Below are 25504 nucleotides of genomic sequence, written 5' to 3' on the forward strand. Positions count from 1 at the left end.
ATCGCACGCACCTGACGCCCCTGCGCCCGCCGGAGCACGACTTCCTCGTCGTAAGCGGCATCGAGAAGACGAGCGGCTTTCGGATTGAAAGCAAAGGATGTGGTCATGACCAAGATCATACTCGAACACAAGTTCGAATTCCACTGGTTGATGACTCAGGGATGGAGTGCGTCAAATATATTGGGAGATAAGGAAAAATGACGCTCCGGACTTGGTTCGTCTTAGCTCTCAAGCTAAGCAGAAGTCACCTCGCCACAGGAACGGCATCCGAAACAGCGCGCACGAGTTCCTCGACCCGTTGTCCCCAACGGGAAACGATGACGAGATCACGATCGGGGTCGATCCAGAGCAGATGCTGATCGGCGTTGCCGCGGGCGAACCGGCCGGTCGCCGGCGGAGATCCGGAGTCCGCCTCCCCAGTGGGCACCACCGCTGACCACCGGGACGGTCTCGCCGTCGATGGTCGTCATCGAGTCGCGGTAGCCGTGCCAGGACCACGTACTGGACGCGCCGAGCGGGCCGAGGACGTGCTCGTCGAGCACCGCGGGCAGCGGGCGGGCGAAAAGGTGGGTGAGGGCCAAACAGAGCAGGTTGACACGAACGTCGTTGTACTCCCAGCGCGAACCCGGCGTGCCTCCGCGGCGACGACCGTCCAGCCAGGCTGGTTTGCCCCAGAGCTCACCGTCCCATTCACTGGTCTGTTGCAGCAGGTGATGCCAGGTGATCGTGCTCTCGGCCAGCTCCGGCAGGTCGAGAGTGTCGGCCACGGGCCGGTGCGGGTCGGAGATCAGCCCCTTGTCGAAGGCGATCCCGGCGACGGTCGATACGACGCTTTTGGTGATGCTGAAGGCCATTTCCGGCGTGTCGGAGGCGCCCCAGGCGGCGATGCGCTCGATCGCTCCACTGGTCCGGATGCCGGCCACAGCGGCCCCAGCACCTCACGGTGTGAACGCTCCTTCACCTGGCTCGCCCGGTACGCGCGCATGTCGTCGATGCCCGGCGTGACGCGCTCGCGCTGGGCCGCGGCGGCGGCGTGGACAGCGGACAGATCCAGTGCCATGGGCCCAACCATCCCGACAGGCGGACCCCTTAGTCCTCCACAGGCTTCGTCCAGGCCACCTGAACCAGCCCCGTCCCATGCCGCCGCGAGACCAGCACACCCCGCCCGGCAGGCTGCGGCCCCGGTTTGACCTCTCCGAGCAGCGCCCCTTCGTCCCGCGACCCGGACATCACCAAGCCTGGGGAGCCCAGCTCACGGATCCGTTGCAGCACAGGCTCGAACAGCGAACGCCCGGCCCCGCCGCTCCCGCGCGCGATGACGAGGTGGAGCCCGATGTCCCGTGCCTGCGGCAGGAATTCCAGGAGCGGCAGCAACGGGTTCCGGCCCACGGTGGCGACCATTTCATAGTCGTCGACGAGCACGAACAGCTCCGGGCCCCGCCACCAAGACCGGTTTCGCAGCTGTTCCGGCGTGACGTCCGCGCCGGGGAGCCGGTTTCGCATGGCCTGCTGACACTGCTCGATCAGCCCGGTCAGCACGGTTTCGGAGCCCGCGTAGCCGAGCAGGTGCGACTCCGGCACCGCACCCAGCATCCCTCGCCGATAATCGGCGACGACGATCGCGGCCTCGTCCGCCGAGTACTTCGACACGATGCCCTGCGCGATCGCGCGCAGGAGCGAGCTCTTGCCGGATTCCACGTCACCGAAGGCCAGGAAGTGCGGTTCGGTGGCGAAGTCGAGGTACACCGGCCGCAGATTCGATTCCGCGATGCCGAGCGTGACCTGCTTGCGTGGCCCGGCCTCGAGCGAGTCGAGCGGGACCTCCGGGGGCAGCAGTCGTACGGACGGCGCCGGTTTTCCCTTCCAGGCGGCGGAAATCCGGCGGTTCAGATCCAGGCCACCGGCACCGACGGTATCCGGCCGCTGATCCGAGTCGATCCGCGGCAGTGCCGCGAGGAAATGCAGTTTGTCCGCGGTCAGCCCGCGCCCCGGCCGGTCGGCGGGGACGTTCTGCGCGATCTTGCGGTCGATCAGCGAGTCCGCGGGTTCGCCGAGCCGCAGTTCGAATTTGGTGCCGATCGCGTCGCGCAGGGGCGCCCGCATGCCCATCCACTGGTTGATCGAGACGACGACGTGGATGCCGAAGCCGAGCCCGCGCGACGCCAGGCTGGTGATCTGTTCCTCCAGCTGTTCGTATTCCTGGCGGATCGTGGTCCAGTTGTCCACGAACAGGAAGACGTCGCCGAATTCGCGGCCTTCCGTGCTCTCCCGGAACTCCGAACGCCGCTGGCGGAACGTCGTGATCGACTCGATCCCGTTGGCGGAGAAGAACTCCTCGCGCTGTTCGAGCAGGGTCGTCAGTTCCGCCACCACGCGGCGGCAACGCTGGGCGTCGCGCCTGGTCGCGTAGCCGGACACGTGGGGCAGCCCGGCGATCGGCGCCAGCGCGCCACCGCCCATGTCCAGCACGAACAGCTGGACCTCTTCCGGAGTATGGGTGAGCGCGAGCATCGCGGCGATGTCACGCATCAGCGTGCTCTTGCCGCTCTGCGGTGCCCCGACGATCAGCGCGTGCCCGGCGGCACCGGAGAAATCTGCCCACAGCATGTCGCGCCGCTGTTCGAAGGGCTTGTCCACCAAGGCGACCGGGATCATCAGCTTGCCGTTGCCGCCCCAGCCCAGCGGGCACAGACCGCGTGCCGGATCTTCGCCGAGCGGCGGCAGCAGCTGATCCAAGGTCGGCGGTTCGGCCAGCGGCGGAAGCCAGATCTGGTGTGCCTCCGGGCCTTTGCCTTCGAGCCGCGAGATCATCGCGCCGATGATCGTCTCGCCGGTGCCCTTTTCGACCGGCTCCTCGGCCTCGACGGTCACCGGGATCTCCACCGGCGCCAGCGTGAACGGCATCAGGCCGAGACTCTGGCCGTCCTTGCGCACGATCTTGCTGCGCGGCGGCAGTTCCCCCGAGACGTACGCGGCCTTGAGCCGGATGAGGGTGTCGTTGTCGGACTTCAGATACGCCGAACCCGGCACGGGCGGCAGCTGATAGGCGTCCGCGACGCCCAGCACCGCGCGGCTTTCCGACGCGGAGAAGGTCCGCAGACCGATCCGGTACGACAGATGCGAATCGAGCCCGCGAAGCCGTCCCTCCTCCAGCCGCTGCGAAGCCAGCAGCAGGTGGATCCCGAGACTCCGCCCCAGCCGTCCGATCGCGACGAACAGGTCGATGAACTCCGGCCGCGAAGACAGCAGCTCGCTGAATTCGTCGATGATCACCAGCAGCGACGGCAGCGGCCGCAGGTTGGCACCGGATTCCCTGGCCTTTTCGTAGTCCCGCACCGACGCGTAGTTCCCGGCCGCGTGCAGGAGTTCCTGACGCCGCAACAGTTCGCCGTTCAGCGCGTCCGCCATGCGGTCGACCAGCGCGAGATCGTCGGACAGGTTGGTGATGACGGCACAGGTGTGCGGCAGCCCGGTCATCCCGGCGAAGGTCGCGCCACCCTTGAAGTCGATCAGCGCGAGGTTCAGCTTCTCCGACGAATGCGTGACGGCGAGCGCGGTGACCAGTGTCCGCAGAAGCTCGCTCTTGCCGGATCCGGTCGCGCCGATGACCAGCCCGTGCGGCCCCATCCCGCCTTCTGCCGATTCCTTCAGGTCGAGGTCGACCGGCCTGCCATCGGGGTTGACGCCCAGCGGGATCCGCAGCCGGTCGCGCGCGGATCGCGGCGCCCAGGTGACGGCCGTGTCGGTGTCGCGCGGGTCGCCGATGCCGAGCAGCCCGGCCAGCCCGAACGTCGCCGACATCGGCGCCTCGCTGACCACCGCCGCCCCTTGGAACAGCGGAGTCAGCATCCGTGCCAGCGCCTCGGCGGCCCCGCGGTCCAAGGTGTCCGGCATGCCGAGGAAACCGAGCCGCTGCTCCGTGCCGTCACCGACGACCATCCCGAGCTGCTCCGGGCTCATGTGCAGGCTCAGCAGCCGTTCCGACGACACGGATCGCGGCTGCTCGGTGCCGATGTCCACCACGGTGACGCCGAGCCTGCCCTCTTCGGCGACGAGCCGCGAGTCGCCGAGGGTGTGCCCGCCGTCCACGATGACGACGATCTGGGGCAGGTCCAGCCGGGAATCCGGCCGCCGGGTGAACGCGGGCCGGTCGCCGAGGTCGGGGCCGAGGAGGTCGGCGAGTTTTCCGGAGTCGGCGTCGACGAGCCGTCGCGGACCGGCGGCGTCGGCGGCGGTGGAGGCCACGTGCGGCAGCCACTTCGCCCATTCCCAGTCGTGCAGCCGGTCGTCGTTGACGCAGAGCGCGATCCGCAGGTCGCCGGGAGAGTGGAAGGTCGCGAGCTGGGTCAGCAGCGCCCGCGCGGTCCCGAGCGTGTCCGGCCGGCGGCCGGACAGGCTGACCTGCGCGAACGACCGCAGCGAGACCGCGACCGGGAGTCCGTCGACCGTCGAATAGGTCCGGATGAAGTGCTTGAGGTTCGTCGAGCACACCGGGTCGAGGTCTTCCAGCGGCACGGTCTGCGGCGCCTTCAACGGCGTCGCGAGCCGCTGCGGGCCCGTCCCGACGCGCACCTGCCCGAACTGCGGGTCGGACCGGCGGCGATCCCACAGCTTCCCCGTCTCGATGTACGCCCACAGATCGGCGGGGTCGGGCTGCAACGCCGCCATCGCCGCACGCTGGTTGTCCGCGATCTCCCGCACCTGGCCGCGAAGGCCGGTCAGATACCGCTGGTAGTCCCGGCGTTCCTCGTTGATCTGCGCCTTCTTCTGCGCACCGCCGCGGCCGAGCGACATCACGACCATGCCCACCATCGCGGTGAGGAACAAGGCGCCGAAGATGTAGGTCATCACCCCGCCGTCGCGTCCGATGTAGACGAACGACATGGCGCCCATGCCCAGCATCATCGGCATGAACATCAGCAGCTGCATGGCTCCGCCGGACGAGCCCTTCGGCAGCATCGGCGGGGACTGCAGGACGATTTCACCGGGCTGCTCGCCCAGGGCCGGCAGGCGGTCGCGAGTGGCGCTCATCAGGGTCTTTCTGGCCGCTTGTGGGTAATCCTGCCGATCATTCTGGCCACTCGTGCCGCCCTCGCGGTGGGTACTTTTGCCGTCCGCTCGCGTCTGGTGGCGAACTTACGCTGCTCGAACAGTCGCAGACGTGGGGGAAACGAGAGAAGGAGAGCCATGGTCGGCACGGGCGAGTACCGGGCGGAGCCCGAGGCCATGCGCTCGGCGGTCGGGAACCTCGGCGGCATCATCATGCAGGGCATCAATGTCGTCGGCGACCTCGAACGCACCGTCCTGCAGCCGATGTCGTTCGCCACCTTCGGCAGCGCGGTGGCCGCGGCCAACACGGCCATGCAGAGCCAGCAGGTGGTCGCGGTCCGCACCCTCCTGCAACTGCTGCAGCAGATCAACGGCTTCATCAAGAGCAGTGCCGACGCCTACCAGGCCGCGGACGAGGCGGTCGCGGGCGGCTACGGCGGCCGTCCCGGCGGCGGCGCCGGATCGACGTCGTCGTCGATCTGGGGGAATTCGCACGCCTCCGAACTGGCGACGCTGGCCATCAACGACAGCGCCGGCGGCGAGGGCGAGCCGTCTTCGGTCGGCAACGTGCTGCGCTACCTGGGGGACGCGCGGCTGGGGCAGCTCGGCGACCACCCGATCACCGACACGCGGTTCCACGGCGTCTCGGACTTCAACGACTGGCTGGCCGGCGACGCCGACAACCAGGCACGGGTCGGGGTCATCGAGGTCTACGCCGGTACGGCGCGCAACTTCGGCGACGTACCCGGCGGGGTGCACAGCGGTGACGTCGTCGTGGTCGAACCGCTCCTGTTCTCCGATCGCAAGCCGATCATCGCCATCGCCGGAGAGGGCGGGCTGCTCTACAACCACGGAATCGTCGAAGCGGACATCAACGGCCTGGCGAAGGTCAGTGTCTACCGCCCGGCTTCCGTCTGACTTCCGGCCTGAGGAGCGACCATGCTGACTTATCCGAATTCCAGCGCGATGGACGCCACGGCGTCCTCGGGCGGGCCGATCACCATCCTGCCGCAGATCCTCACCGGGCAGCCGGAGCAGATCGCCAAGCACGTACTCGAGGTGCTCAAGAAGGCCAACGAGTTCCTCACCATGTACAACGAGGTGACGAAGGCCGCCGAGCAGCTGGGCAAGATCTGGTCCGGCGGCGCGTCGGACTCCGCGCTGAAGAAGATCACCGACTCCCTGAACTCGCTGACCAAGATCATCCAGGTCGTGCAGAAGGGCGCCGAACTGCTCGGCGTCGCCGGGACGCTGATCAAGACCGCGCAGACCGCCTACAAAGCGGTGGTGTCGGCGGTGAACCCGACGGTCGCCGGTCTGATGTCGAATCCGTGGACCTACGGCGCCGCTGTCGCGCTTTCCACCGCCACCAGTGCTTCGCTGCGCGCGTTCATCACCGCGATCGGCGCGCTGCTGAAGGCGCTCGGCGTGGTCGACCTCGCCAACCAGATCACCCAGATCGCCACCATCATCGGCGAAGTCCAGAAGCTGTTCGGGCACAACGACGCCGGTGACAACGGCGCCGCGGGCAACTCGGCGGTCTCGGGCACCCCGATCACCAACCCGCAGGCACCGGGCTCGGTCGCCAGCGGTTCGGGACAGGCCGCCGTCGGTGGCTCCGGCGGAGGCGCTTCCGGCGGTGGCACGACGCCGGGCGAGACGCCGCCGTTCACCCAGTACCGGCCGCCCGCGCTGGGCGGCAACGGTTCCCAGGGCAACTGGCCGGGTGGCGCGGACGCCTGGATCCCGGTGGACAGACCCTCCGGTGGGGGCGCGGGTTCCGGAGGCTCGTACCCGGGGGCGGGCGCGGGCTCTGGGAACACGGTCACCATCACCACCGACCTGAGCACCGGCAAGTCCACCGTGCAGGCGCCGGGCGGGCAGGACATCGATATCGACATCGACATGAACTACGGCGGCAAGCACTTCGAGCAGCACATCGATATCGATGCGGGAGCTGACTCACCGGCGAAGGGCAGGTAGCCGTGTGGGGGAGCGGTGTGGTCGACGCGTCGGGCGTCGTCAGCTCGATCCTGTCGAATTACCGGCGGCTCGTGGTCGAGTACCAGCGGCGGGTCACCGGTGATCCCGCCGCGCTGAACGCGGCGAGCCAGCGGTGCGGCGAGCGGGCGTCGACGGTTTCGGGCCGGGCGGAGGAGATCGGCAAGGCGGCCAAGGCGCTCAACGCGTCCTGGGAAGGTGACGCGTACGTCGCGTTCTCCACCTCCGCCGCGAACTTGAGCCAGGAACTCGGCGAGCTCGGCACGAAACTGGGCGACCAGTCGAACCGGCTGCGGGGAGGCGCGCAGGCCCTGCAGGGCGCGAAGTCCTGTGTGGACTCGATCCTCGCGCAGTTCGACCAGTACGCCGCGCAGCTCACCAGTCAGGCGCGGACGGCGAACGCGAACGCGGTCAACGCGTTCATCTCCGCCGCCCGGCAGCTCGGCGAACGCGCCGCGCAGGCGGCACAGGAGATCGCGGACGAACTGAGCGAGGAACTCGCGCGGCTGTTCCCGCCGGAGGGCACCGGCCGGATCGAGCACGAACTGGGCAAATGGGGCCGCGGCCCGTTGTACTGGCTCAACGGAGACGCGCTCGACGGCCGCAGGCGCCCGCGCTCGCATCCGTCGTGGTTCGGCAATTCCGGCTGGAAGAAGCTCACCTGGGACGGTCTCGAAGGCACGCGCGCCCCGCGCGCGGGTGACACGCCCTTCGGCAGGCCGAAGCCGGAAGGCCTGCGCGACAAGGCTTGGGGCAACACCGAGATCACCTACGCCAAGTGGAAGCAGGAGCAGGACGGCTTCACGCCGGGGTGGGACGCCAAGGTCTCCTCGCAGGGCTGGGACTTCAAGGCGTCCGGGCACGCCGAATTGGCCGCGTTCAAGGAAGAACTCGAACGCAAGGGTGAATGGGGCGTCGCTTCGGGCAGCGCCAAGGGGACCGCGTTCGTCGGCGGTGAGGTGAACGGTTCCCTCCAGGCGGGCGCGCACGGTGTCGGCGTGCACGCCAACGCTTTCGTCGGCGGCAAGATCGAAGGCGAGCTCGCGGCCGACGTGGCCGGGGTGGGCGTCGGCGCGAGCGGCACCCTCCAATATGGACTCGGCGCGCAGCTCGACGGCCAGGCCGTTTACGACGCGGGACACATCAAGGTCGACTTCAAGGCCGGTGTCGCGCTCGGTCTCGGCGCCGGGATCGGCGCGAAGATCGACATCGACCTGCCGAAGATCGCGGACACCGTCGGCGAGTACGGCGGCGCGGCCGTCGACGCGGTGAGCGGCGCGGCGGGCGAGGCGGCGGACGCCGTCGGCGAGGCATGGGACGACGCGATCACCTACGTGGGCACGTGGTGAGCGGGATGAGCACGGAGGAACGGGTTTCCCTCCCGCTCGGCTTCGACATCCCCGAGGGCTGGGTGCCCGTCGAGCCGGCGTCCGTCGGCGCCGACGGCGCGGTCTTCGTGGCGGTGCACTCCGCGACGGACGGCGAGTTCACCCCCAACATCACCCTGAGCGTCGGGCAACGGCCGGACCAGGCGCGGATCACCGACATCGCCGACGAGGCCGTCGAACGCCTCGGCCGGTCGATGGCCGCCCTCGAAGTGGTGCGGCGCAAGGAGATCGGCACTCCGGTCGCGCCGGGGGTGACGCAGGTGCTGCGCATCCGCACCGGCGAAGGACAGGATCTAGTACAGACGCAGGTGCAGCTGACCGTGCCGGGGGCGAGCCCGGCCGAGCGGCTGATCCTCCAGATCGCCTGCACCGCGACACCCGAGGCGGCCCGCGGCCTCGGCGACGACTTCCGGCGGTTCGTGGGCAGCGTCCACGTCCGGCGGGATTCCACCGCAGATGAAGGAGAAGACTCGTGACCACCGACCCCTACGCCATGCCGGACATGGACGAGTTGCTGGACCAGGTCCGCAAGCAGACCGAAGAGGTGCAGCGCATCCAGCGTTCGGTCGAGGCGATGGAGGTCAAGGCGCACTCGCGGCAGAACGAAGTCACCGTCGTGCTGCGCGGAGACGGCCGCTTCACCTCGATCGACATCGACCCGCGCGCACTGCGTCAGTACGACGCGCGCAACATCTCGGAGATCGTGCTGGAGGCGGTCAACAACGGGCTCCAGAAGCTGGCCGAGGCCAGCAACGCCAAATTCGCGCCCGTCATCGAGTCCGCCAAGTCGATCGAAGCATGACGGCCGCGATCGCGGGCTCCACCCGGCGCGTCACGGTGGTGACACCGCGGGCGCGTGTCGACGTGGCGCTGCCGCAGCAGAGCACGTTCGCCGAACTCGTCCCGCAGCTCGTGCGGCTCGCGGGTGCTTCGGGGCAGGCGTCGGCCGAGCATCCCGGATGGGTGCTCTCCCGGCTCGGCGGCGCTCCGCTCGCGCTCGGGCTCACGGTCGCCGCGGCGCAAGTGCGCGACGGGGAAGTCCTCCACCTGACCCCGCGGGAACGCCCGCGGGGTCCGCTGCTGTTCGACGACGTCGTCGATTCGATCGCCGGCGTCGCCGAGTCGGGTACCGGGCGGTGGGGTCCCTCGGTGGCGCGCAAGGCGGGCATCGTCGCGTCCGTGGTGCTGCTGCTCGCCGGTGGACTGCTGGTGCAGGCGGCGGCGTCCGGCAGTGTGCTGGCGCCGATCGGCACCGGACTGCTCGCGCTGGTACTGGTGCTGGGCGGGGGCGCGTTGAGCCGAGCGTACGGCGACGCGGAGGCCGGCGCGGCCGGCGCGCTCGCCGGGGTCGGCGCGGCGTTGCTGGCCGGGATGTCGATCCTGCCGCCGCATCCGCTGTTCTCGCTGTCGGCCGGACCGCTGGCGGCCGGGCTCGCGGTGGTGACCGTCTATGGCGTGATCGCGGCCGTTTCGGTGGCGGACCGGCTGCCGTGGTTCGTCGCGGTGACCGTGTCGGCCGGGCTCGGCGCGATCACCACAGCCATCGTCCTGCTGGCCGACGTCCGCCCGGTTTCGGCGGCCGCCGTGGTCGCCGTCGTGGCGACGGCGCCGGCCGCGGTCGCGCCGATGATGGCGCTGCGGCTCGGCAGGCTGCCGCTGCCCAGGGTGCCCGACGACATGGACGCGTTCCGTGCCGACGAGGACCCTTCGCTCGGCGAGGACATGGTCGGCGGGACGACTTACGCGCAGGCGCTGCTGACTGGGCTGCTCGTCGCGCTCGGACTCGTCGTGGTCTCGGCTTCGGTGGTCCTGTCGTCTTCCGGCGGGGCTTGGGAAGCGGGCTTGTGCGCGCTGCTGGGTCTGGCGCTGATGCTGCGCTCGCGCGCCTTCGCTGGCCGTTCGCAGCGGGTGGTGCTCATCGGATTCGGCGCGGCGGCCTTGGCGGCGGCCGGTTTCTGGCTCGCCGCGAGCGGGCCGCGTTCGTTCGTCTTCGCCGCGGGCTGTGCCGTCGTCGTCGCGGCGGGCGTCTGTCTCACCTACGCGACGCGTGTCGCGAAGGGACGTCGTTCTCCTTACTGGGCAAGGACTCTCGACATCGTGGAGTTCCTGGTGCTGCTCTCGCTGATCCCGTTCGTCGGCATGATCGCGGGCGTCTACGAGGCCGTACGAGGCTGATCTCTTCTCCGCATTTCGGCACCTGGTTGCGATCCTTGCGCGCGCAAGGATCGCAACCAGGTGCCGAAATGCGGTGTGCGCGTTACGTCCGTGGGGACTCCTTCCCTACCCTCAGAGAAGAAAGGAGTCCTCCACGGACCGTCCCCTCAGTTCTCCAGCGCCAGCGGCAGGGTCCGCCGGACCGCCGCCGCGTGCCGTCCGTGCAGCGGGATCACCGCGACCCCGCTCGGCCGCACGGTCTCCGCCCCCGGTCGTCCGCCGACCCGGATGGTCACTTCGGACTTCTCCCGTCCGCCAGGTGTCCGGTGGAGCGTGTACGAAGTCGCGGTGAACGCCGATCCGGGGACGTGAAGATCCAGCGTCCGCGCGAGATTCCGCTCGGACCGTGGCCGGTAACAGACCTGCGACGCGCCGCCCCAGTCCCAGGAACGCCAGCCGTTCACCGGCGCGCCCTGGCCGTGGCCGAGCGCGACGCGCAGTTCTTCCGCCACTTCACCGGCTTCGAGCACGGTGCTCTCGAATCCGGCTTCGGCCAGCGCGCCCATCAGTCTCAACGCCGCGCAGGCGGTGCTCCGCAGTGCGCCGAGTTCCCCGCCGCCGCGGGCGAGCGCCGCGATCGGCGCGTTCTCGGGCCGGTACCGGACGGTGAGCCAGCGGACGCGGAGCACGGACTGTCCATTGGGGACGGTCCAGGTCAGCAGTTGCGCGCTGGACAAAGGGATCCCGGTCCCCGCGAAGGCCTCGCGCAGGATGGCGACGAGGGTGTCCGGCCCGGGTGCCATGGCGCCGGGGGTGAGCCGCACGATGGCGCTCCAGCCGTCGCTGACCTCGGCGACACCGAAGCGGTTGCCCGCGCGGTCGACGTGCTGGCGTACCCGGGCGGGACCGGCGAGCCGGTGCAGCGGATCGGGGATCTCGTTCTTGTCCCGGCGTTTCAGCCGGTAGCCGGCCCAGGTGAGCAGCCAGCCCGCGAGGTGACGTCCGGCGAAGCGGACTGACGTCGCCAGCACGAGGAGGCCGGCGACGGAGGTGATGCTGATCTGTGCCGCCGGGAGGATCCCGTCCATGGTGAAGGCCAGGAGGATCGCGATCCCGGCGATCTCCCAGAGCGCCGCCTGCAGCGGGCGGATCGGCAGCAGCCAGGGCAGCGGCGCCGCGCCCGCGACACCGCGCGCTGGAGCCTGGTCCGGGACCGGGCGGGCCGGGGCTTCAACCGACAAGGAATTCCCCTCCTCCGTGCACGCGCCCGACGGTAGCCGCGCCCCGCGCGGGGGAGGGGCGTAAAAAATACCCTCACCGCGAACCGGGCCCAGACCTAACGTGAGCACCCTCGAACGGGTGGGCACGAACGGCGGGGGACGGGGAGCGTGTGGACGCAGCGGGACCAGATCCAGGCCTACCAATTCCTCCGCAGGAGACTGGTTTCGGCACTCGTCTCGGCTGACGCCAACCATCCGGTCGCCCCGAGCCGCAGGCTGGTCATCGGAACCCTGTGCGGCCTCGGCGTCGCGCTGCTGGTCACCGCGGTGTTCGGCGTGATCGGCCTGCTGAACCCCTCCGGCGGCAAGGACTGGCTGGCGGGCGGCAAGGTGATCGTCGAGGAGAGCACCGGCGCGCGCTACATCCTCGGCCAGGACGGCGCGCTGCATCCAGTGCTCAATTACGCCTCCGCGCGGTTGATGGCCGGCGGCAACGGCGAGGCCACCGTGACCGTCCCTTCCGACAAGCTCGCGAAGGCACCGCGCGGTTCGCAGATCGGCATTCCGGGCGCGCCCGATTCGCTGCCCGCGGCGGCCGCGCTGGTGAACACCCCGTGGACGAGCTGCACGCGGACCACCCAGGACGCGCCGGCGTCGGCCGAACCGGAGACGACGGTGCTCCTCGGCGCGCCCGCCGCCGGGGTCGACCTGCCGAGGGACCAGGCCGTCGTGGTCCGCGTCCCCGAGGGGGAGCGTTACCTCGTGACGGCGGGACGCCGCTACAAGCTCACCCCGGAAGCCGCCACGGCGTTGCAGTTCGACACCTACCCGGCGATCGCGGTGTCGTCCCGGTGGATCGGCACCGTCGCCGCCGGACGCGATCTGGCCTACCGCGCGGTCGAAGACGCCGGACGGCCCGGCCCGAAGGTCGGCGGCACCGAGACGAAGGTCGGTTCGGTACTCGGCGTCGTCGACGCGATGGCGACACCGGGCGACGCGACGTCGTACTACGTCGTCCACGCCGAAGGACTCGAACCGATCGGCCAGACCCAGGCGAGCCTGCTGATCAACACGCCGCAGAACGCGGACGCCTACACCGGCGTCCCGGCGCCCGTCGCGGTGCGCGCGGCCGACGTCGCCTCGGTGCCGAAGGTCGGCACGGCGAGGGCCGGCGGGGCCGATCCCGCGGAGTATCCGGACCGGATCCCGCGAAAAGCGCCCGTTACCGGACAGTCCGTGACGTTATGCGCGCAGGGTTCTCGAATCGTTATCTCCGCACAGGTCCCGTTGCCGCAAGGTGCGAAGGCGATCCCGGTGACGGCGCGGACGGACGCGTTGGTCGCCGACGCGGTTTTCGTGCCTCCGTCGGGAGGCGCGGTGGTGGCGGAATCCGGTTCCGGCACGGTTTACGTCGTGACCGACACGGGCTTGAAGTACCCGGTGGCGAGCAGTGAGGCACTCGCTTCCCTCGGATACGGCCAGGCCGAACGGCAGCCGGTTCCGAATGGATTACTGGCGCTGGTGCCACGCGGACCCGCGCTGGATCCGGCGCAGGCGGGCCGTGCGGTGTCCGCGGCAGGTGGGACGGGGTGAGCGGGAACGTGCAGATGACTGAAGACAGGCCGGAGACCGACCGGGTCGACGTCGCGGTGATCGAAGACCATCCGTTGTACCGGCACGCCGTGGTCCGGGTCCTCACCGAAGCCGAAGGGATCGAACTGGGCGCGGTGGTCGATTCGGTCGCCAGGTTCCACGTCCATCCGCAGCCGCCAGGCAGCGTGGTGCTGCTCGACCTCGGCCTGCCGGGGATCGCCGGCGCGGCGGCCGTGCTCCAGGTGTGCGAACTGGGGCATCACGTGCTCGTGGTGTCCGCGCAGGCGGAACCCGAGCAGGTGCTCGGCGCGATCGCCGCCGGTGCCAAGGGATTCCTGTCCAAGGACGTCGACGTCGACGAGCTGCTGATCGCGATCAGGACGGTCGCGCAGGGCCGTGCCTACGTTTCCGCGGTGGTGGCCGGAATGATCATCAAGGACAACGCCGACCGTCCCGTGCCTGCTCCGGACGTCGCGCTTTCCGCGCGCGAGAAGCAGGTCCTGCGGCTGGTCGCGGCGGGCGAACGCGACGTCGACATCGCCCGCATCCTCGGTATCGGAGTCCGGACGGTTCGCGGTTATCTGGACCGGATCCGTGACAAACTCGGAGAGAGAAGGCGGGCCGGTCTGGTCCGCAAGGCCATCCAGCTCGGGCTCGCGTCTCCGCCGGAGGTGCCCGGCCCGTCTCGGCCGGTCGTGCCCCGCGCCGACGCGGGCGGATTCGAAGGACGCCGGTGAACGCAGACGAGCAGCAGCCGAAACGCATCATGCCGATCAACGTCGGGGTGATCGAAGATCATCCGCTGTACCGGGACGCCGTCGCGCGTGTCCTCACCGAAGCGCCCGACATCGAGCTGGGCGCCGTCGCCGACTCCGTCGCGCGGTTCGCCGTCCAGGAGCAGGCTCCCGGCAGCGTCGTCGTCCTCGACCTCAAGCTGCGCGGTGTCCAGGACGCCGCCGCGGTACTCGAGGTGGGACAGATGGGGCACAAGGTGCTCGTGGTGTCCGCACACGCCGAGCAGCCCGAGGTGCTGGGCGCGATGCAGGCCGGTGCCAAGGGCTTCCTGTCCAAGGACGTCGACGGCGACGAACTCCTGCGCGCCATCCGCACCATCGCCGACGACAACGCGTACGTGTCGCCGACGCTGGCCGGAATGATCATCCAGGACAGCGAGGACCGCCACGCCGGGCCCAAGATCGTCCTGTCCGAACGGGAGAAGCAGGTCCTGCGGCTGGTCGCGGCCGGCGAACGGGACGTCGACGTGGCCGAGATCCTGAACATCAGCGTGCGGACGGTGCGGTCCTACCTCGACCGGATCCGGGACAAGACCGGGGAACGACGGCGGGCCGGGTTCGTGCGGGTGGCGATCCGGGAAGGGCTGCTGCGGTAGGTGGCCGGTCCAGTGGGTCGTGAGTGGCGATTCGGGTTCTAACCCGAATCGCCACTCACGACCCACTGGACCACACGGCCACTAGAGCCGCGGGCCGGAGAAGTTCACCCGCAGCGTGTAGACCGAACTGGACGCGGTGATGAACAGATCGTTCCGCCGCGGTCCGCCGAAGGTCAGATTCGAACAGACCTCCGGCACCCGCAGCTTCCCGATCCGCGTGCCGTCGGGCGCGAAGCAGTGCAGGCCGTCGTGCGCGGCGGCCCAGACCCGGCCCGCGGCGTCCAGGCGCACGCCGTCGAAACCACCGGCGTCGCAGGTCGCGAAGACCTCGCCGCCGGAGAGCCGCCCGTCTGCCACCGAGAAAACCCTGATGTGGCTGGGGTTCTGGCGCGTGTCCACGATGTAGAGCCGCGATTCGTCCCACGAGAACGCGAGCCCGTTCGGACGCGAGAAATCGTCCGCGACGATCCGCACGGAACCGTCCACCGGGTCGGCGCGGTAGACGTGGCAGGCGCCGATCTCGCTTTCCGCCTGATGGCCTTCGTAGTCGCTGTCGATCCCGTAACTGGGGTCGGTGAACCAGATCGCGCCGTCGGAGGACTCGACGACGTCGTTCGGGCTGTTGAACCTCTTGCCCTGATAGGTCTCCGCGAGGACGGTGGTCGTGCCGTCGTGTTCGGTGCGTGTCACCCGGCGGTTGCCCTGTTCACAGCTGACGAGCCTGCCCTGGCGGTCGACGGTGTGCCCGTTGTGGAATCCGGCGGGCTCCCGGAACACGCCGACCGCACCCGTGGTCTCGTCCCATCGGAGGACGCGGTCGTTCGGGATGTCGCTGAACACCAGGTACCGGCCCGCCGGGAAGTAGGCGGGCCCCTCGGTCCACCGGCAGCCCGTGTGCAGACGCCGCATCCACTCGTCGCCGTTGACGCGGGCGAACCGCTCGTCGAGGACTTCGAAGTGTGCCTTGACCATGTCCATGAAAACCCCAGTACTCCGAATGAGATATCGCGGTCATCATGAACCGCTGAACCTGATACGGTCAACCCATGGATGACGTGGATCGCATACTGCTCACGGAGTTGCAGCAGGACGCGACTCAGGCGTACGCCGCGCTCGGCAAGGCGGTCGGGCTGTCGGCGGGCGCCGCGCACGAGCGGGTCCGCAAACTACGCGAACAGGGCGTCATCCGGCGCACGACCGTCGACGTCGATCCGGCGGCGGTCGGTCGCGGGGTGATGGCGTTCGTGCTGATCGAGGCGGGCTCGTGGATGGGCGACTCGCCGACCAAGGCCGCGCTGGAGGCGTTGCCGGAGGTCGTGGAGGCGCACATCATCGCGGGCCCGGCCTCGCTGCTGGTGAAGGTGCGCACGCCGACCACGGAGGAACTCCAGGCATCACTACGCAGGCTGTACGCCATCGAGGGCGTCACCGGGACGCAGACGATCGTCGTGCTCGAATCCTTCTTCGAACGCTCCGTGAACGCTAGAGGCGACGGTTCGCCAGAACGCCCGTCGCCGCCCGCGCCTTCCCGCTGACCGCGGGATCCAGTTCGACGACCACCAGTTCCGGCCCGGGGCCCAGCTGCGTGTGGACGCGGCCGAACCCGTCGGACACGGTGGAGTAGCCGATGCCGGTCGGCGCCTTCGGGTTCACCGGCGTGGAGGTCGTGGCCGGATCGGCCTGCCCGCAGCCGAGGACCCAGCAGCCGGAGTCGAGCGCGCGGGCGCGCACCAGCACTTCCCACTGCTCGCGTTTGCCCTCGCCCGCGCCCCAGGACGTCGGCACGAGGACGATGTCGGCGCCGTCGTCGGCCAGCTTCCGGAACAGCTCCGGGAAGCGGATGTCGTAACAGGTCGCGAGGCCGAACGTGACCCCGTCGACCTCGAAGGTGGCGGGCGCGGTGCCGGGGACGACCGTGTCGGATTCGGCGAACCCGAAGGCGTCGTACAGATGGATCTTGTCGTAACCGAAGTGCTGTCCGGCGCCGGTGACCAGCAGGGTGTTGCTCACGCGCCCGTCGGGCGACGGCGTGAACATGCCCGCGACGACCACCACACCGTGCTCGTCGGCGATGGACGCCACAGTGGACGCCCACGGTCCGTCCAAAGGTTGCGCCACCGGTCCGAGCGGGATACCGAAGCGCGCCATCGCCGCTTCGGGGAACACCACGATCCGCGCGCCGTCGGCCGCCGCGGCCGCCACGCCTTCGCGAATCGGCTTCAGGTTCGTTTCGGGATCCTCGGCGGCCGTGAGCTGGCACAACCCGATTCGCGGCACGGCCGCCTCCCTCATCGTGGGATCGCTGGTCACCACCCCAGTGTGCCTGCTCGCGGCGATCGGGCCACCTCGTACCCTTGACCCATGCTGAACCGTACCGACCTGCGTGGACAGGTCCCGTCCGTTGCCGAACTCAGGAGCACGCTCCCGCGTGCCGAGTACGACGTGGACGCGGCGCTGCATCACGTACGGCCGGTGGTCGAGGCGGTCCGCGATCGCGGCGTCGAGGCGGTTCTCGAGTACACCGAGAAGTTCGACAAGGTCCGTCCCGGCGGTGTGCGTGTCGCCGCCGCGGAGCTCACCAGCGCGCTCGAGAACCTGGATCCGGCGGTCCGGGAGGCGCTGGAGGAGTCGATCGTCCGCGCACGGAAGGTCCACGGTGATCAGCGCCGTCAGGACGTCACGACCGAGGTCGTCGACGGCGGCACCGTCACCGAGCGCTGGATCCCGGTGGAGCGCGTCGGGCTGTACGCGCCGGGCGGGCTGGCCGTGTACCCCTCGACCGTGGTGATGAACGTCGTCCCGGCGCAGATCGCCGGCGTCGGCACGCTCGTGCTGTGCTCGCCGCCGCAGGCCGCGTTCGGCGGGCTCCCGCACCCGACGATCCTGGCCGCGGCCGAGCTGCTCGGCGTCGACGAGGTGTGGGCCGTCGGTGGCGCGCAGGCCGTCGCGTTGCTCGCGTACGGCGGCACCGACACCGACGGCACGACGCTGGAGCCGGTCGACATCGTCACCGGGCCGGGCAACATCTACCTCACCGCGGCGAAGCGCATGCTGCGCGGCATCATCGGCATCGACTCGGAGGCAGGCCCGACCGAGATCGCGATCCCCGCCGACGAGACCGCCGACCCGGTGCACGTCGCCGCCGACCTGATCAGCCAGGCCGAGCACGACCCGCTCGCCGCGAGCGTGCTGGTCACCACGTCCGAGGGGCTCGCGGACGCCGTCGACAAGGAACTGACCGGCCGCGTGGCCGCGACCAAGCACTCCGAGCGGGTGACTGAGGCCTTGAGCGGCAAGCAGTCCGGCATCATCCTCGTGTCCACCATGGACGACGGGATCCGCGTCGTCGACGCGTATGCCGCGGAACACCTGGAGATCCAGACCGCGGACGCGCGTTCGGTGGCGGCCCGCGTGCGCAACGCGGGCGCGATCTTCGTCGGTGCGTACGCGCCCGTCTCGCTCGGCGACTACTGCGCCGGGTCGAACCACGTCCTGCCCACCGGTGGGTTCGCGCGGCACTCGTCCGGCCTTTCGGTGCAGAGCTTCCTCAAGGGCGTGCACGTCGTCGACTACAGCCAGGACGCGCTGCGCGAGATCGCCGGTCGCGTCGTCGCGCTGGCGAACGCCGAAGACCTGCCCGCGCACGGCGAGGCCATCACGGCGCGGTTCGAAGGGGAGCGGGCATGAGCATCGGCGAGGAGATCACGCTCGACGCGCTCCCGTTGCGGGAGGACCTGCGGGGCAAGACCCCGTACGGCGCGCCGCAGCTCGACGTGCCGATCCGGCTCAACACCAACGAAAACCCGTACCCGCCGCCGGACGCGCTGGTGGCCGACGTCGCCGAGGTCGTCCGCGCCGAAGCCGCTTCGCTGCACCGTTACCCGGATCGCGACGCCGTCGCGCTGCGCCAGGACCTCGCGGACTACCTCGCGGTGTCCACCGGCGTGCTGGTGTCGGAGTCGAACGTGTGGGCCGCCAACGGATCCAACGAGATCCTCCAGCAGATCCTGCAGGCCTTCGGCGGCCCCGGCCGCTCGGCGCTGGGCTTCGAACCCTCGTACTCGATGCACCCGATCATCTCGGCAGGCACCCGCACCGACTGGCTGCCGGTGCCGCGCCGCGACGATTTCACGCTCGACACCGAGAAGGCGGCCGCGCTGGTGCGGGAACGCCGTCCGGACATCGTCTTCGTGACCAGCCCGAACAACCCGACCGGCGGGTCGATCCCGTTCGGGGAGCTGCGCGGCCTGCTCGAAGCGGCGCCGGGCATCGTGGTGGTCGACGAGGCGTACGCGGAGTTCTCGTCGCAGCCGAGCGCCATCGAGCTTCTCGAGGAGTACCCGGCGAAGCTGATCGTGTCGCGCACGATGAGCAAGGCGTTCGCCTTCGCGGGCGGACGGCTCGGGTATCTCGCGGCCGCGCCCGCGATCGTCGACGCGCTGCAGCTGGTGCGGCTGCCGTACCACCTCTCGAAGCTCACGCAGGCCGCCGCACGGGCCGCGCTGCGGCACGCGGACGCCACGCTCGCCTCGGTCGCCAAACTCGCGGCCGAACGCGACCGGGTGGTGGAAGCGTTGCTGGGCTTGGGATTCACGCCGGTCCCGAGCGACGCGAACTTCGTCCTCTTCGGACGGTTCACGGACGCGCCCGCGACCTGGAAGTCCTATTTGGACAACGGCGTGCTGATCAGGGACGTCGGCATCGAGGGGCACCTGCGGGTGACCATCGGGACGCCGGAAGAGAACGACGCCTTTCTCGAGGCCAGCAAGGAGGTGCCGCGATGAGTCGCGTCGGCAAGGTGGATCGCACCACCAAGGAATCGTCCATTTCGGTCCAGCTCGACCTGGACGGCACGGGACAGGTGGAGATCGACACCGGTGTCCCGTTCTACGACCACATGCTCACCGCGTTCGGCGTGCACGGCTCGCTCGACCTCAAGGTGCAGGCGACCGGTGACGTACACATCGACGCGCACCACACCGTCGAGGACACCGCGATCGTGCTCGGCCAGGCGCTGCGGCAGGCGCTCGGCGACAAGAGCGGGATCCGCCGCTTCGGCGACGCGTGGATCCCGATGGACGAAACCCTCGCGCACGCCGCGATCGACGTCTCCGGACGCCCGTACTGCGTGCACCTCGGCGAGCCGGAGCAGTTCAACAGCTTCACCATCGGCGGGAACTACCCGTTCGTGCTGACGCGGCACGTGTTCGACTCGCTGTCGTTCCACGCGCAGATCGCGTTGCACGTGCGGGTGCTGCACGGCCGCGACCCGCACCACATCGCGGAGGCCGAGTACAAGGCCGTCGCGCGTGCACTGCGTGCCGCCACCGAGCCGGACCCGCGGGCGGGCGGCATCCCGTCCACGAAGGGCGTCCTCTAGTCCTGTCGCAATTCGTCACCTGGATGCGCGAATGTCGCATTCAGGTGACGAATTGCGTTGTAGGTGTTGAGGAGTACGCCGGACGGGGTCGCGGTGGTGCCGGCGAACTCCAAGGTCTGTGCCGGGGTTCCGGCCGCGAAGAAGCGCTTGCCCGTGCCCAAAAGGAGCGGGTAGACGGCCAGCACGACTTCGTCCGCGAGGCCGTGTTCGAGCAGTATCGACGTCAGCGTGGAGCTGCCCGAGAGGACGAGGTCCGGGCCGTCTTGAGCCTTGATCCGGTGGACGTCCTCGGCGATGTCCGGGCCGAGCCCTTCGAACGGCCCCCATTTCAGGCTTTCCGGCCGGTGGGTGACGACGTACTTCGTCGCCGCCTTGAGCCGGTCCGCGAGCGGATCGCTCGGCGCATCCGGCCAGTACTCCGACCAGAGGTCGTAGGTGCGACGGCCGAGCAGCAGGTCGAAGCTTTCGGTGTGCGCGGCCATGATGGCTTCGCGGCCTTCGGGCGTCCGATACGGCATGTTCCAGCCGCTGTACGGGAAGTCGTTCTCGTCGGCGGAGTGCTGGATCACGCCGTCGAGCGTGACGTGTTCGATGATCTTGAGCTTTCTCATCACGCCTCCAGTAGTGCGTCGAGCTGGGGCATCGCGGCGCGGAAGCCTTCTTCCATCCCCGGGATCGTCTTCTCCATGGCTTCGACGCTGGAAAACCGGGTCACGTGGATCAGGCGTGATCCGGTCGGCGTCGTCTCGAAAGTGAACGTCATCGAGGACGGCATGTCCTCGTCCGCGGCGTTGTCTTCACCGTCTTCCGCCTCGAACGAGTCGATGGGGTGCACCGCGGTGAACTTCCACGAGTTGGCCCATTTCTCCCCGTTCGGCCCGGACAGGAAGTACTCGGCGCGGCCGCCGACCCGGAAATCGTGATGGGTGAAGGTGGCGGGCGCGAAAGGTGGCCCCCAAAAACGCTCGAGTTGCCGTGGATCGGCCCAAGCCTCCCAAAGGCGTTTTCGGGGAACGGGGAAGTCCGCCACGAGGGTGAGGCTGAGCTGTTCGGGATCTTTGGTGACCGAGGTGATCGGCATCGTCAGTTTCCTTCCCGCAGGACATCGTCGAGCTGCGCCACACGCCGGCGCCAAAGGACTTCGTAGGAGTCGAGAAGTTCACCGGCGCGCTGGAGCCGCGTGCGGTCGGTCGAGACCAGCTGCTCACGACCGTTGGCACGTTTGCGCACGAGACCCGCGCGCTCCAGTACCGCGACGTGCTTTTGCACGGCGGCGAAACTCATCTCGTACCGCGCGGCGAGATCGGACACCGACGGCGCCTCCGCGATCGCCCGCGCCAGGATGTCGCGGCGCGTGCCGTCGGCCAAGGCGCGGAAGAGCTGGTTGAGCGACTCCTCGCTCTCCTTCAGAAGTACAACCATGTGGTTGTACGTTAGCCGCGTCCGGTCGTGAGGGCAAGGCCCGGCCCGGCGCGGTCGCGGTGGCGGACGTGTGGCAGGGTGGCGGTCGTGAGTAACACGACCATCGCTGTGCTGCTGTTCGCGCTCGGCGGCTTCCTGATCGGCGGCGTCTACGCGACCTGGAAGAGCGTCAAGTTCATGGCCGTCGTGCTGGGGATCGGCGCGCTGCTGGCCATCGGCGGCGCCATCGCCTGGCTCGCCTGAGCTCGGCCCGGTAATTCGGCTGCGCGCCGCGACGACGGCGAGCATGCTGTCCGGCATGTCCGGAAACCCGCGCTCGGTCGCCGAGGTCGTCCGGCTCCAGCGATCGGGGAGCCGCGTCAAGTTCCTGTTCTTCTGGGGCCATCGGCCCCGGCGTCACGGCACGATCGGGCCGGAATGCTTCAGCCAGTGGTGGCCCGCCCGGTTCACCGCCGACGGCGAAACCTTCTCGACGGCCGAGCATTACATGATGTGGCGCAAAGCCGTTCTGTTCGACGACGCCGAGGGCGCGGCGCGAATCCTCGGCGCCCGGCATCCGCGTGAGGCCAAGGCGCTGGGCCGCGAAGTGCGGGGATTCGTGCAGGGCCGCTGGGAAGACGAACGCTACGGCATCGTCCTCGACGGAACGATCGCGAAGTTCGGGCAGCACCCGGACCTGCGCGACTTCCTGCTGGGAACCAAGAACCGTGTGCTGGTCGAGGCCAGTCCGCTCGACGCCATCTGGGGGATCGGGCTCGCCACTGACCATCCGCAGGTCGAGAACGCGGAACGCTGGCGCGGCCTGAACCTGCTCGGCTTCGCGCTGGGAGAGGCCCGCGCGGCGCTCGCTTGAGTTCGTGAAGGGGGCCTTCACGTACTTATTGAGGGGTAAGGCGAAGGTGGCAGGTTGCGAAAGCCACTTTCGCAACGTTGAAGGTTGCGAAAGTGGCTTTCGCAACCTTCAACGGCGGCTACTTCGAGGCGTCGACCAGCTCTCGCTCGTCAGGAGCGTCCAGCTGCTTCGCGAGCTTCTCGCCTTCGACGTCGACGTCCGGCAGCACCCGGTCCAGCCACTTCGGCAGCCACCAGGCACCGCGTCCGAGCAGGGACATCAGCGCCGGCACGATGGTCATCCGGATCACGAACGCGTCGACGAGGACCCCGAAGGCCAGCGCGAACCCGATCGACTGGATCAGCGAAGACTCCGCGAGGACGAATCCGGCGAACACGCTGATCATGATCAGCGCGGCGGCGACCACGACGCGGGAGCCGTGCCGGAAGCCGGTGACCATCGCCTGCTGCGGGTCGGCGCCGTGGACGTATTCCTCCCGCATCCGCGTCACCAGGAATACCTGGTAGTCCATCGCGAGCCCGAACAGCACACCGATCAGCAGGATCGGCAGCATGCTCATGATCGGCCCGGTCGTCTTCACCCCGAGCAGGTCGGTGAGCCAGCCCCACTGGAACACCGCCACCACGGCACCGAACGTCGCGACCACGGAGCCGAGGAAGCCCAGCGTCGCCTTCAGCGGGACCACGATCGACCGGAACACCAGCATCAGCAACAGGAACGCGAGTCCGACGATCAGCGCGAGATAGGGCAGCATCGCGTCGGCGAGTTTCTCCGAGACGTCGATGTTGGCCGCGGTCTGGCCGGTCACCGCCAGCGACGCGCCGGTGGCCGTGCCCAGTTTCGGGTTCAGGCCGCGGATGTCGCTGACGAGGTCTTCGGTCGCGGTGCTGCTCGGGCCGCTCTTCGGGATGACGGTCAGCAGCGCCAGGTCACCGGCTCGGTTGACCTTCGGCGGCGTGACGATCGGGCGTTCGGGGAGGCCGCCGATATCCGCGGCCGCCTGCTGGAGCGCGGCCTGGCGGTCGGTGCTGCCCGCGAGGTCGACGACGATCACGAGCGGCCCGTTCGCGCCTTCGCCGAAGCTACGGGCGACGGTGTCGTAGGCCTTGCGCTGGGTGGTGTCCGGCGCGGCGGTGCTGTCGTTCGGCAGGCCGAGCTGCATGCTCGCGGCCGGGACGGCGACGATCGCGAGCCCGGCGATCGCGGCGATCAGCACCGGGATCCGGTGCCGGGCCACGAAACGTGCCCAGCGCTCGCCGTGTGTCGTCGCGTTTTCCTTGCGGCGCAAGCGGATCTTGCCGCCCGCCAGTTTGCCGCCCGCGAAGCCGAGGATGGCGGGCAGCAGGGTCAGCGCGATGACGACCGCGATGGCGACGGTGATCGCCGCGGCGATGCCCATCTCGCCGAGGAACGGGATGCCGACGACGGTCAGGCCCGCCAGCGCGATGATCACGGTCAGCCCGGCGAACACCACCGCGGAGCCCGCCGTACCGGTGGCGCGTCCGGCGGCTTCCTCCGGATCTCGGCCGATCGTCAGTTCGTGCCGATAACGGGAAACGATGAAGAGCGCGTAGTCGATGCCGACGGCGAGGCCGATCATCAGCGCGAGCACCGGCGTGTTCGTGTTCAGTTCGAGGAAACCGGACGCCGTCGTGATACCCGCCATGCCGATGCCGACGCTGATCAGCGCGGTCAGCAGCGGGATCCCGGCCGCGAGCAGCGAGCCGAAGGTGATGATCAGGACGACGGCGGCGACCGCGACACCGAGGCCTTCGGTGGCGTTCGTGGCGGGCATCGCCTGGACGGCGTCACCGCCGAACTCCACCGTGTACCCGGCGGCCTTGGCGGAATCCGCCGCGGCCATCAGGCCGTCGCGGTCGGCGTCGGTGAGCTCGAAGCCCGGCACGCGGTAGCTGACCTGGGCCAGTGCCACGTGCTTGTCGGGCGAAATCGCCTGCTGCTGCAGCGGGTCGATCACGCCGGCGACCTTCGGCGCGTCCTTGAGTCCGGTGACGAGACGCGCGATCGCCGCCTGTCCGCCGGCGTCGGTGATGTCACCGGGCGTCGAGATGACGACACGTGCGGTCGCGCCGCCGGCGGCGGCTTCGGGGAATCGGTCGGCGAGCTGGTCGATCGCCTTCTGCGACTCGGTGCCGGGGATGGTCACCGAGTTCGAAAGCTGGCCGGACAGGGTCAGCGCACCCGCGCCGAGGGCCACCAGGAGGACGGCCCACACCGCCGTCACCAGTGCCCGGCGCCGGAACGAGAACCGGCCCAGTCGGTACAGGAAGCTGGCCACGAAAGTCTCCCGTTCACTCGTTCAGGTTCATTCCAAGCTAGCCGATCGGCTAGGGCGCTACAAGCCGATCGGCAAGTGTGTGACTAGCCGCACGGCTAGTACTCGTTTGGCTCGGCGGGCTCGCTTGACGTAACCTCCGACGGCTGAACGAGGAGGGAACATGGACGTCGTCCAGGCGGAGGACACCCGCACGCGGCTACTGCGCACGGCGTTGGGGTTGTTCACCGAACACGGCGTGGAAGGCACCTCGCTGCAGATGATCGCGGACGCCCTGGGGGTCACCAAGGCGGCCGTCTACTACCACTTCAAGACGAAGGCGGAGATCACCGAATCCGTCGCCGAACCCGTGCTGCGCGAGCTGGAGGGCATCGTCGACGACGCCCGCGCCCAGCGCACGCGCGGCGCGCAGATCGACCATCTGCTGGACGGCTTCGTCGACCTCGTGGTGCGCCACCGGGCGTTGGTCGCCCTGTTCTCCAGCGACCCCGGCATCGCGCGGGCGATCGAAAAATCCGTCCACCGCTCGGAAAGCTTCAAGAACCGGCTGCTGGAGATCCTGGTCGGCCCGGAGCCGGACGTGCTGGGGATGGTCACGGCGCAGGTGCTCCTTGCCGGTATCGCCCTCGCCGGCGGCTCGCCGGAGGTCGCCTCCCTCGACGACGAGACGCTGCGCGAAACGCTCCTCAGCGTCGGCCGCAAGCTCTACAACCGCCCGCGCCGCCGCTCGTGACCGATGTGTTCAAGACAGCAGCCGC

General features: G+C 69.4%; 25 protein-coding genes. 16 read left to right on the forward strand and 9 right to left on the reverse strand.

What is annotated here, in order from left to right:
• Positions 1 to 326: 326 nt before the first annotated feature.
• Both DL990_RS23755 and eccCa read right to left on the reverse strand, forming a co-directional pair.
• Complete coding sequence (locus DL990_RS23755; protein WP_233620547.1) at positions 327 to 923, reverse strand: serine hydrolase; 597 nt, start codon at positions 921 to 923, stop codon at positions 327 to 329.
• Between the two features lie 166 nt (positions 924 to 1089).
• On the reverse strand, positions 1090 to 5031 hold the full coding sequence (gene eccCa / locus DL990_RS23760; protein WP_125799950.1) for a type VII secretion protein EccCa: 3942 nt from the start codon (positions 5029 to 5031) through the stop codon (positions 1090 to 1092).
• 156 nt (positions 5032 to 5187) lie between these two features.
• Here eccCa and DL990_RS23765 point away from each other — a divergent pair, with 156 nt between their 5' ends.
• The 6 genes from DL990_RS23765 to eccD are packed head-to-tail and all read left to right on the forward strand — an operon-like array spanning position 5188 to position 10613.
• On the forward strand, positions 5188 to 5967 hold the full coding sequence (locus tag DL990_RS23765) for a WXG100 family type VII secretion target (protein WP_125799951.1): 780 nt from the start codon (positions 5188 to 5190) through the stop codon (positions 5965 to 5967).
• 21 nt (positions 5968 to 5988) lie between these two features.
• A complete protein-coding gene (locus tag DL990_RS23770) occupies positions 5989 to 7032 on the forward strand; it encodes a hypothetical protein (RefSeq protein ID WP_125789669.1) in 1044 nt (347 codons plus the stop codon).
• 17 nt (positions 7033 to 7049) lie between these two features.
• On the forward strand, positions 7050 to 8399 hold the full coding sequence (locus DL990_RS23775) for a WXG100 family type VII secretion target (RefSeq protein ID WP_125799952.1): 1350 nt from the start codon (positions 7050 to 7052) through the stop codon (positions 8397 to 8399).
• A gap of 5 nt (positions 8400 to 8404) precedes the next feature.
• A complete protein-coding gene (locus tag DL990_RS23780) occupies positions 8405 to 8914 on the forward strand; it encodes a hypothetical protein (RefSeq protein ID WP_125789667.1) in 510 nt (169 codons plus the stop codon).
• Entirely contained in the window at positions 8911 to 9240 is a 330-nt protein-coding gene (locus tag DL990_RS23785) for a YbaB/EbfC family nucleoid-associated protein (RefSeq protein WP_199746568.1), read from the forward strand. The genes DL990_RS23780 and DL990_RS23785 overlap by 4 nt, the downstream gene beginning before the upstream one ends.
• On the forward strand, positions 9237 to 10613 hold the full coding sequence (gene eccD, locus DL990_RS23790) for a type VII secretion integral membrane protein EccD (RefSeq protein ID WP_125799953.1): 1377 nt from the start codon (positions 9237 to 9239) through the stop codon (positions 10611 to 10613). Before DL990_RS23785 ends, eccD begins: the two co-directional genes overlap by 4 nt.
• Positions 10614 to 10759: 146 nt before the next feature.
• On the opposite strand, the gene DL990_RS23795 is transcribed toward eccD, so the two are convergent.
• Complete coding sequence (locus DL990_RS23795; RefSeq protein WP_125799954.1) at positions 10760 to 11833, reverse strand: type VII secretion protein EccE; 1074 nt, start codon at positions 11831 to 11833, stop codon at positions 10760 to 10762.
• Between the two features lie 147 nt (positions 11834 to 11980).
• Here DL990_RS23795 and eccB point away from each other — a divergent pair, with 147 nt between their 5' ends.
• The 3 genes from eccB to DL990_RS23810 are packed head-to-tail and all read left to right on the forward strand — an operon-like array spanning position 11981 to position 14795.
• The gene (gene eccB / locus DL990_RS23800) at positions 11981 to 13405 is read left to right on the forward strand and encodes a type VII secretion protein EccB (protein ID WP_125799955.1); all 1425 of its coding nucleotides are present in this window, start codon (positions 11981 to 11983) and stop codon (positions 13403 to 13405) included.
• A 14-nt stretch (positions 13406 to 13419) separates the two neighbouring features.
• Positions 13420 to 14142, forward strand: coding sequence for a response regulator transcription factor (locus DL990_RS23805; RefSeq protein ID WP_233611672.1), 723 nt, complete (start codon positions 13420 to 13422; stop codon positions 14140 to 14142).
• A gap of 29 nt (positions 14143 to 14171) precedes the next feature.
• On the forward strand, positions 14172 to 14795 hold the full coding sequence (locus tag DL990_RS23810) for a response regulator transcription factor (protein WP_125789682.1): 624 nt from the start codon (positions 14172 to 14174) through the stop codon (positions 14793 to 14795).
• An 81-nt stretch (positions 14796 to 14876) separates the two neighbouring features.
• Here the strand turns inward: DL990_RS23810 and DL990_RS23815 are convergent, their stop codons facing one another.
• The gene (locus DL990_RS23815; protein WP_125789662.1) at positions 14877 to 15773 is read right to left on the reverse strand and encodes an SMP-30/gluconolactonase/LRE family protein; all 897 of its coding nucleotides are present in this window, start codon (positions 15771 to 15773) and stop codon (positions 14877 to 14879) included.
• Positions 15774 to 15841: 68 nt separating this feature from the next.
• Here DL990_RS23815 and DL990_RS23820 point away from each other — a divergent pair, with 68 nt between their 5' ends.
• The gene (locus DL990_RS23820; RefSeq protein ID WP_125799956.1) at positions 15842 to 16330 is read left to right on the forward strand and encodes an Lrp/AsnC family transcriptional regulator; all 489 of its coding nucleotides are present in this window, start codon (positions 15842 to 15844) and stop codon (positions 16328 to 16330) included.
• On the opposite strand, the gene DL990_RS23825 is transcribed toward DL990_RS23820, so the two are convergent.
• Positions 16278 to 17072 carry a carbon-nitrogen hydrolase family protein gene (locus tag DL990_RS23825; protein WP_125800232.1) on the reverse strand — a complete coding sequence of 265 codons (795 nt, stop codon included), beginning with the start codon at positions 17070 to 17072 and terminating at the stop codon, positions 16278 to 16280. The two genes, DL990_RS23820 and DL990_RS23825, sit on opposite strands and share 53 nt — an antisense overlap.
• A gap of 84 nt (positions 17073 to 17156) precedes the next feature.
• On the opposite strand from DL990_RS23825, the gene hisD reads away from it, so the two are divergent.
• Genes hisD through hisB form a run of 3 tightly spaced genes read left to right on the forward strand, consistent with a single transcriptional unit; the run spans position 17157 to position 20175 of the window.
• A complete protein-coding gene (gene hisD, locus DL990_RS23830; protein ID WP_125799957.1) occupies positions 17157 to 18482 on the forward strand; it encodes a histidinol dehydrogenase in 1326 nt (441 codons plus the stop codon).
• On the forward strand, positions 18479 to 19579 hold the full coding sequence (locus DL990_RS23835; protein WP_125799958.1) for a histidinol-phosphate transaminase: 1101 nt from the start codon (positions 18479 to 18481) through the stop codon (positions 19577 to 19579). Before hisD ends, DL990_RS23835 begins: the two co-directional genes overlap by 4 nt.
• Entirely contained in the window at positions 19576 to 20175 is a 600-nt protein-coding gene (gene hisB / locus DL990_RS23840) for an imidazoleglycerol-phosphate dehydratase HisB (protein WP_007029930.1), read from the forward strand. The genes DL990_RS23835 and hisB overlap by 4 nt, the downstream gene beginning before the upstream one ends.
• Here the strand turns inward: hisB and DL990_RS23845 are convergent.
• The 3 genes from DL990_RS23845 to DL990_RS23855 are packed head-to-tail and all read right to left on the reverse strand — an operon-like array spanning position 20172 to position 21597.
• Positions 20172 to 20786, reverse strand: a complete 615-nt coding sequence (locus tag DL990_RS23845; RefSeq protein ID WP_125789658.1) for a dihydrofolate reductase family protein — start codon at positions 20784 to 20786, stop codon at positions 20172 to 20174. The genes hisB and DL990_RS23845 overlap by 4 nt on opposite strands.
• Entirely contained in the window at positions 20786 to 21256 is a 471-nt protein-coding gene (locus DL990_RS23850) for an SRPBCC domain-containing protein (protein WP_233620548.1), read from the reverse strand. Before DL990_RS23850 ends, DL990_RS23845 begins: the two co-directional genes overlap by 1 nt.
• A gap of 2 nt (positions 21257 to 21258) precedes the next feature.
• Positions 21259 to 21597: a helix-turn-helix transcriptional regulator gene (locus DL990_RS23855; protein ID WP_125799959.1), complete on the reverse strand. Its 339-nt coding sequence runs from the start codon at positions 21595 to 21597 to the stop codon at positions 21259 to 21261.
• 87 nt (positions 21598 to 21684) lie between these two features.
• Between DL990_RS23855 and DL990_RS41525 the strand changes: the two genes are divergently transcribed.
• On the forward strand, positions 21685 to 21840 hold the full coding sequence (locus tag DL990_RS41525; protein ID WP_016335988.1) for a hypothetical protein: 156 nt from the start codon (positions 21685 to 21687) through the stop codon (positions 21838 to 21840).
• A 55-nt stretch (positions 21841 to 21895) separates the two neighbouring features.
• Positions 21896 to 22450: an NADAR family protein gene (locus DL990_RS23860; RefSeq protein WP_233599298.1), complete on the forward strand. Its 555-nt coding sequence runs from the start codon at positions 21896 to 21898 to the stop codon at positions 22448 to 22450.
• A 118-nt stretch (positions 22451 to 22568) separates the two neighbouring features.
• On the opposite strand, the gene DL990_RS23865 is transcribed toward DL990_RS23860, so the two are convergent.
• A complete protein-coding gene (locus DL990_RS23865) occupies positions 22569 to 24749 on the reverse strand; it encodes an MMPL family transporter (RefSeq protein WP_125799960.1) in 2181 nt (726 codons plus the stop codon).
• Between the two features lie 160 nt (positions 24750 to 24909).
• On the opposite strand from DL990_RS23865, the gene DL990_RS23870 reads away from it, so the two are divergent.
• Positions 24910 to 25479 (forward strand): TetR/AcrR family transcriptional regulator, encoded by a 570-nt coding sequence (locus tag DL990_RS23870; protein ID WP_125799961.1) that lies wholly within the window; start codon positions 24910 to 24912, stop codon positions 25477 to 25479.
• Positions 25480 to 25504: the final 25 nt, after the last annotated feature.

It is taken from the genome of Amycolatopsis sp. WAC 01416, assembly GCF_003947485.1.
Classification (GTDB): domain Bacteria; phylum Actinomycetota; class Actinomycetes; order Mycobacteriales; family Pseudonocardiaceae; genus Amycolatopsis.